7 protein-coding genes are annotated in these 7,406 nt (G+C 34.8%); 4 read left to right on the top strand and 3 right to left on the bottom strand.

The window, feature by feature from the left end:
• Window positions 1–146 precede the first annotated feature (146 nt).
• From ACQKCJ_RS24580 to ACQKCJ_RS24570, 3 genes are all read right to left on the bottom strand, one after another.
• On the bottom strand, window positions 147–2,417 hold the full coding sequence (locus tag ACQKCJ_RS24580) for an ATP-binding protein (protein WP_271338736.1): 2,271 nt from the start codon (window positions 2,415–2,417) through the stop codon (window positions 147–149).
• Window positions 2,407–3,018, bottom strand: a complete 612-nt coding sequence (locus tag ACQKCJ_RS24575; protein WP_427403132.1) for a biliverdin-producing heme oxygenase — start codon at window positions 3,016–3,018, stop codon at window positions 2,407–2,409. Before ACQKCJ_RS24575 ends, ACQKCJ_RS24580 begins: the two co-directional genes overlap by 11 nt.
• A 236-nt stretch (window positions 3,019–3,254) precedes the next feature.
• Window positions 3,255–3,707, bottom strand: a complete 453-nt coding sequence (locus tag ACQKCJ_RS24570; RefSeq protein ID WP_271338738.1) for a response regulator — start codon at window positions 3,705–3,707, stop codon at window positions 3,255–3,257.
• Window positions 3,708–4,040: 333 nt separating this feature from the next.
• Here ACQKCJ_RS24570 and ACQKCJ_RS24565 point away from each other — a divergent pair, with 333 nt between their 5' ends.
• From ACQKCJ_RS24565 to ACQKCJ_RS24550, 4 genes are all read left to right on the top strand, one after another.
• Window positions 4,041–4,997 carry a GlxA family transcriptional regulator gene (locus tag ACQKCJ_RS24565; RefSeq protein ID WP_271338739.1) on the top strand — a complete coding sequence of 319 codons (957 nt, stop codon included), beginning with the start codon at window positions 4,041–4,043 and terminating at the stop codon, window positions 4,995–4,997.
• A gap of 75 nt (window positions 4,998–5,072) precedes the next feature.
• Window positions 5,073–5,639 carry a cysteine hydrolase family protein gene (locus tag ACQKCJ_RS24560; protein WP_271338740.1) on the top strand — a complete coding sequence of 189 codons (567 nt, stop codon included), beginning with the start codon at window positions 5,073–5,075 and terminating at the stop codon, window positions 5,637–5,639.
• 409 nt (window positions 5,640–6,048) lie between these two features.
• Window positions 6,049–6,711 carry a 3,4-dihydroxy-2-butanone-4-phosphate synthase gene (ribB, locus tag ACQKCJ_RS24555; protein WP_427403131.1) on the top strand — a complete coding sequence of 221 codons (663 nt, stop codon included), beginning with the start codon at window positions 6,049–6,051 and terminating at the stop codon, window positions 6,709–6,711.
• A 3-nt stretch (window positions 6,712–6,714) separates the two neighbouring features.
• Complete coding sequence (locus tag ACQKCJ_RS24550; protein ID WP_271338742.1) at window positions 6,715–7,287, top strand: Crp/Fnr family transcriptional regulator; 573 nt, start codon at window positions 6,715–6,717, stop codon at window positions 7,285–7,287.
• Window positions 7,288–7,406: the final 119 nt, after the last annotated feature.

Genomic DNA, 7,406 nt, shown 5'->3' with positions numbered 1-7,406 from the left:
GACACCCTTGCATTCAGCTAACACTTCCCACTGTAAAGGCGTGTTCGGGACTTACACCCTAGAGTTATCGCCCATGCTGGGCACACAACAAAAAAGACGATATACTTCGAGCATATCGTCTTTTGTTTCAATCGTATAAAATTATATCAACCCAATGAATCTAAAGGATCACACGGAAAATAAATTGTAATATCTGTACCTTTATTCAGCTTTCCTACTGCGCGGATATTGCCATTGCAGGTCTGCATTATTTTTTTGCAGAGTGCCAGTCCAACGCCTGATCCGTCGTATTTTTCTAGAGTATGCAGTCTTGAAAAGATTTTAAAAATTGACTCGGCATATTCTTGTTCAAAACCAATTCCGTTGTCTGAAAAAGTAACCCAATGGCAATATACTTTATTGGAGTATTCGTTTATTTCCGGTTCTTTTGAACTTGTTATCTTAATGACTGGCAATCGGTCTATTGAGGCGTATTTTAGTGAATTGTGCAGGATATTAGAAAACAGCTGTTTCATCAAAAACGGAATCGCATGCACATCCGGCAGGCTTTCACATTCAAAAACTGCTTTATTCTCGATAATTATTTCCTTCATTTCCTGCAGGGTTTCTTCCAGAATATAATTCAGGCTAACCTTCCGAACAGATTCTTTGGTATGTTTTATTCGGGTGTATTTCAGGATATCAATCAACAAATTTTGCATTCTGTTGGCAGATTTAGTCACGCGCTGCAAGGAATCTATAACTGCTACAGATGGAATCTCATTGGTATCAGACAACACTTTTGAAGTGATAAACTGAATTTTACGTAAAGGTTCCTGTAAGTCGTGCGTACTGATCCAGTTGATGTTTTCAAGCTCTGAATTGGTTTCTTTTAATACTTCACTCAAACTTCGGTATTTCTCTTCTTCCTCGCTCAGCAACAGCATTATGATCTGATTGTGCAGCGCATGTGCATAACTTGCAGCGGCATTGATTTCGGGATCTAACCAGATACTGCTTTGATTTTTTATAATTTGTTTCCATAAATGAAACGAATTTCTAGGATGCAATCCTTTGCTGTCGATAATTATGGCTTTCTCAGGATCTCCTGCCCAGCTTATTTCGGCAATAGTTTCTGGCTTGTACCAAATAATAGTATTTCCATTACCCAATGAGTGATAAATAATGCCCGAAACATCTTCGTAGCCGTCTAAATCCGGAACAAAATCACTGAGTTTATTAGTGGTGAATGTTGTGGTATACTCATAAGCACGTATGCCCGAAATAATCCTCTTTATTTTTTCGTCTGATGGGGTAAGCCCGCTTTTATACATTTTTTTACCAATAGAGATCGAAACTCCGGCAGCGTTACAAAGCTTTAATAATTCCGGATGCTGACAAAGGATTTTAAACGATTCATGTGATAACGGAAGATTTAAGGCAGTTAACCTTTCGAGTGCCCTGCTGGTTTTACGGGCAATTTCGTATTCATCATTAGATTGTCGCAAATCGATTTGAGAGGTAATAAACTGTCCCTGCAGTTTGGCTGCAAGCCTAATCTCAGGAGAGATATTTTTAGGCGAATAATGATGACAGGCAATCAGCCCCCATAAACGATTATGATGAATAAGCGAAATGGTTAAGGTAGCCCCAACTCCCATATTTTTTAAATATTCGACATGAATGGGCGATGTACTTCTAAGAACAGAAAGACTTAGATCGAGGTTTTTATTTTCCTGATCATCAATCGTAAAAACAGGAACCGGTTTATAGCCTATATCAACTATTAATCGCAGCTGATTTTTCATATACAATTCTCTCGCCTGTACCGGAATATCTGTGTGAGGATAATGAAGTCCCAAAAAAGGTTCTAAATCTTCCCTCCTGCTTTCAGCAAAAATTTCGCCATTATAGTCAGCATCAAATCTATAAATCATAACACGGTCGTAACCGGTTATTTCGCGTGTTCCTTCGGCAACAAGTGCACATAAATCTTTCAGGGTCCGCGTATTGTTCATATCAGACACAAACTGAATCGTTTGTGCATATATATTAGCAAGCTGTTCTTTTCCTGCAGATTGTGGTTCAGCCTCCAGAATATAAATGGAATTACTTTTATGAATCGTTACCTGAAAATTTTCATTTATTAGTGTTATTTCAAGCGGAAAAACAAGCGGTACTTTACTGTCATGTATATAATCATGCAATTCTTTTTGAGCTTTTACGCCAAAAACTGCATCAAATTTTTGTCCAAGTATCTGATCAAAAACCAAAGCTACAAAATCTGAAATATTGGCTGTACAGAAATCAATTTTCCAATCTAAGGTTACGCCCAATAAAAAACCATGTGGCTGAATACTTCCCGGAATATGTATGGGTTCGTGCTCACAATTAGTCAATGTAACTAAATCACGATTAACAATATCTTTAATTTTCATTTTTGACCGTATTCATAAAATGATTGTGAATGCAATCGAATGCATAAACAGCACCTTCGATAATTTCGTCTTCGCAATTATACTTCTGTTGATACTCTGTAAGTGCACTTAAAAACTGTTTCCAATAACTGCCTGTTTTATTACCATATCCTGCAAAATAAGAAGTACCGCTTTGGTTACTTAAAACCGGAATGGTTTCAACATTTTTCAGAATAAACCTTCCGCCCAGAGAGGATCCCTCTACAACATATAATATTCCTATTGCAAACGGAATGCTGATATCGTGATATCTAAAAACCGAATTTGATTCTGTAATTTTATAATTCAAAAAAGCAAGATCATTTTCAATCCATTGCGTTTTTTTTCTTTCTTCCAAATCAGGAAAAACACCTGATAATAATGGGAAAATATGTTCCTGGGTGCTTTTATGCACAGCATGCATCAGCGCCAGATAATGGCAATAGTCTTCAATTTGCAGATTGGGAGAAAGTATGGAAGCTGAAACTGATAATTTTTCAAGATTTTTGTGTGCGTCGGCAGTTTGTTTTTTTAGTTTATCTAAAAAATCAATCAGTGTGTTTAAACCTGGATTTGTTGTCATGGCAAGTAAATGTAAGTAATGATTTTTATTAAGGGGCTATAATTGCTGTTACTGAAATTCAGTAAATATCAAAAAAGAGATAATGTAACTTTAGGATTTCGGCTACATCATTTTGAAGGTTTTCTTATTAAGCATAGCTAAATTAATAAGTAAATTTATATCCTAAAATAGATTACACAGGTAAAATAATATGATTTTCTGCATATACATGATAGTACAATTATAGATGTTTGAAATTAAACCGTAATAACAAAAGATTCAATCCTTAGATCCTGCAGCTTTTCTTTCCAATCGGTTTCAATAACTTTTATTAGTACTTTTTTTAAATCACTAAAAACTAATGGTTTTACGACGTAAGCATTAGCACCTAATTCAAAAGTGTTTTTTACACCATCTTCAGCTGCAGAAGTTGAGTAAATAGCGATCAATGGAATATTTTTGAATTTAATATCTTCTTTTATTTGTTGTAAGGTTTCGAATCCTGATAATATAGGCATGTTAAGATCTAAAAAAATGATATCGGGAATAACTAAATTCGCATCATAAAGACGGTCCAGAAGTTCTACACCATTTTTACAAAATTCGATGGGATTTTTGAGTTGTAAATCAGCTAAAGCTTCGGCAAAAAAATCTCTGTCGTCTTCATCGTCATCAGTGAGCAAAATCCTTATATCCTTTATTTTATACATTATGAAGTTGGTTTTATCTCAAATGTACACTTAAATAAATGGGAATAGGGAATTGAAAATAATTTACTTGTTCTTTTATCATGAGGATTGTATTTATCTCTTAAAAACGAAAAAAAAAACAGGTATACCATTGATAACTCCTATTTTACTTCTATTAAATTTATTTTAATGTCCTGAAATAATAAGTAGTCTTTTGACTACATAAGTGATTTGTCCTAACTTTTTTTTTATTAAATGCCAAAGGAATATTACTTCTTCGACTGCAAACATTAGAAATAAAATTAATCACATACTTTTGTATCATTCAAAATGAGTGCTTAACACATTCTGCTAATGACAAAAACAACAGTCTATTTTTATATTCCTAAACAAGTTACACTTCTTGATTTAAGCGGCGTTGTCGAAGTTTTTCAGGAAGCTATTGGCTTAGGTCTTGAATATGAACTTCAATATATTAGCAGTCAATTTTCTATTATTTCTTCTTCGGGATTAGAATTGTCGGCACTCACCCATTTTTCTAAAACAAATCCTCAGGAAAATGATCTTGTTTTTATTGCCGGAAGCAGCACGAATCAAATTGATCTGAATGCTGAAGATGCTTTGTTTTTTAAATGGCTTTTGAAAGTAAATGAAAATCAAACCACGATTTGCAGTATTTGTTCGGGTGCTTTTATTTTGGCGAAAGCCGGACTTTTAGATCATAAAGAATGTACTACGCATTGGAAATTGGTTGACAAACTTCAAAACGATTTTCCGCTTGTAAAAACTCAAAAGAATACCTTGTTTACCCAATCCGGAAGGCTTTACACCAGCGCCGGAATCATAACGGGAATTGATCTGGCTTTGCACATTATCGAAGCAAGAAATGGCAAAGAAACCGCTGCTGCAATTGCTAAAGAATTGGTGGTTTACAAAAGAAGAAACGGCAATGACGAACAGGAAAGTGTCTATTTGCAAAACCGAAACCATCATGATGAAAAAATTCATATCATTCAGGATTGGATTATCTCGAATTTGGAAAAAACATCAACAATCGATTTTTTAGCCGAATTGATTCACATTGGTCCCAGAAACTTAACCCGTATTTTCAAGAAACAAACCGGCATCACGATCGCCGAATATCGTACGAAATTAAGAATCGAAAAAGCCAAAAGCCTGCTTACCAATTCTAATTATAAAATACAATACATCGCGAATTTATGCGGTTACAAAACTTCTAAACAATTACGAATTGTTCTCGAAACCCATCTTGATGCATTGCCTACGGAAATTAAAAATAAGTGGTCTTAAAACGACTATTCTTTGTCCTTTTTTGATATTGACGATAAGGATACATTTGTATCTAATAATCTAATTTATAAAATAATGACGCTTAAAGACTTAAATACTGCCTTGATTATAATTGATGTTCAAAAAGGTTTTGATGATGAAGAATATTGGGGCGGAAACCGAAACAATAAAAGTGCTGAAACAAATATCGCTCAGCTTCTGGAACAATGGAGAACGCTGAAACTTCCTGTTTTTCATATCGTTCACAGTTCATTAGAACCTAAATCAAAATTACACGCATCACATCCGGGATTCGAAATCAAAGATGCAGCAAAACCAATTGCAGGTGAACCAGTAATTACAAAAAATGTTAATAGTGCTTTTATCGGTACTAATCTGAAAGAAAGACTTGACGATCTTAAGATCAAAACTCTTGTGATCACAGGTCTTACGACGAATCATTGCGTTTCGACCACTACAAGAATGGCAGGGAATTTTGGCTTTGATGTCTATTTAGTTTCTGATGCTACAGCAACTTTTGACCGAATTGGCATTAATGGAGAAAAATATGATTCTGAACTGGTACATCAAATATCTTTGGCGAGTTTACATAAGGAATTTGCAGAAGTTATGGATACTGAAAGACTTTTAGAATTAGTTTAAGAGTTTTTTTTTTGCTACGAATTAAAAGTTGCCACGAATTTCACGAATTTTCGCTAATTTCTTTTACAATCTTTGAACATAAAAAAGATAAAAATCATAGTTTACAGATAGATACATTAATTTCAATTTATGTTTATCCGCAATTGTAGAAAAAATAATTTACGAAAATTCGTAAAATTCATGGCAACCTTTTTAAACCATAAGCATACAAAAAGAAATTAGCGGAAATTTGTGTACTTTGTGGTTAACCACTTTCTGTATAATAATTAGTGCAAATTCGTGAAATTCGTGGCTACCTCCTTTTCTCAAAAGAAATTCGTGGCAAACAAATCATTTTATTGACTTACATCAAACTTTTGCATCTTAAACAATTCTAGATTTGCTGCTTATTAATTTAAACCAAAAACAAATGATCAGCACACTAACATATCCGGTAGAGAAGTTTGGTACAACCAGCATAAAACGTGTAGAAAATGCTTTAAACCATTTGCAAAACGGAAAAGGAATTTTATTAACTGATGATAAAAATCGTGAAAACGAAGGTGATTTGATTTTTTCTGCACAACATATAAGCGTACCTGATATGGCTATGATGATTCGCGAATGCAGCGGAATTGTTTGTCTTTGCCTGACCAATGAAAAAGCAGATCAACTGGAATTGCCTTATATGGCTCAGGAAAATACCAGTAGTTTTCAAACTCCTTTTACCATCACGATCGAAGCAAAAAAAGGTGTTACAACTGGAGTTTCGGCAGCTGATCGCGTTACAACCATTAAAACTGCAAGTGCTGTAAACGCAAAGGCATCAGATTTAGCCAGACCCGGTCATGTTTTTCCTTTACGCGCCAGAAACAACGGGGTTCTTGAACGAAATGGTCACACTGAAGGCAGCGTTGATCTTATGAAATTGGCGGGCTTAAAACCGGAAGCTGTTTTATGCGAATTAATGAATGAAGATGGCAGTATGGCAAAACTTGACAAAATCATTAGCTTTGCAGAACAACACGATTTGATAGTTTTATCTATAGAAGATATTATCTATTACCGCAAATTTGTGCGAGATTATAAATAAACAATGGTATACGAGCAACTTGGTGATTATATAAAAAATCGTATTGAGGTTTCTGATGAGGACCTCAATACGATTTTGTCGCATTTCAAACCTTTAAAACAAGGCAAAAATGAGTTGTTGCTTTCGGCAGGACAAACCAGTCAGAATACGTATTTTGTGGGCAAAGGATGTTTGAGAATCTATTTCATCAACGAAGAAGGAAAAGATGTTACGCGATATATTGCTTTCGAAAATCAGATTGCTACGGCGTTAGTGAGTTTTATAACCAAATTGCCGTCAGAGGAATATATTCAGGTAATCGAAAAATCGGAATTATTGTATATCAGTCACGAAGATTTTGATCATTTGATTAAAACTATTCCACAATGGATGCAATTTTATTGTCGCTATTTAGAGAGAGCTTATGTCAATAATACCAATAGACTGATGTCGTTTACCACCATGGATGCCTTAGAAAGATATCAGTTATTACTAAAAATAAATCCGGCGATCGTAAAACGATTACCCAATAAAATAGTCGCTTCGTACATAAATATTTCGCAGGAAACTTTGAGCAGGTTAAAATCTAAATTTTAACAGATCAAGCCTAGTCAGTTGGTAGAAATCGGATAGGAGCCTAGGGATTAATTCCCTAGGCGACCTTCCACACCACCCGGCATACGGATCCGTACCAAGGCGGTTCTTAATTTACGATA

The organism is Flavobacterium sp. NPDC079362, assembly GCF_050267765.1.
Lineage (GTDB): Bacteria > Bacteroidota > Bacteroidia > Flavobacteriales > Flavobacteriaceae > Flavobacterium > Flavobacterium azizsancarii.
Note: the sequence above shows the minus strand (reverse complement) of the source record. Positions and strands in the feature narration are given on the sequence as shown.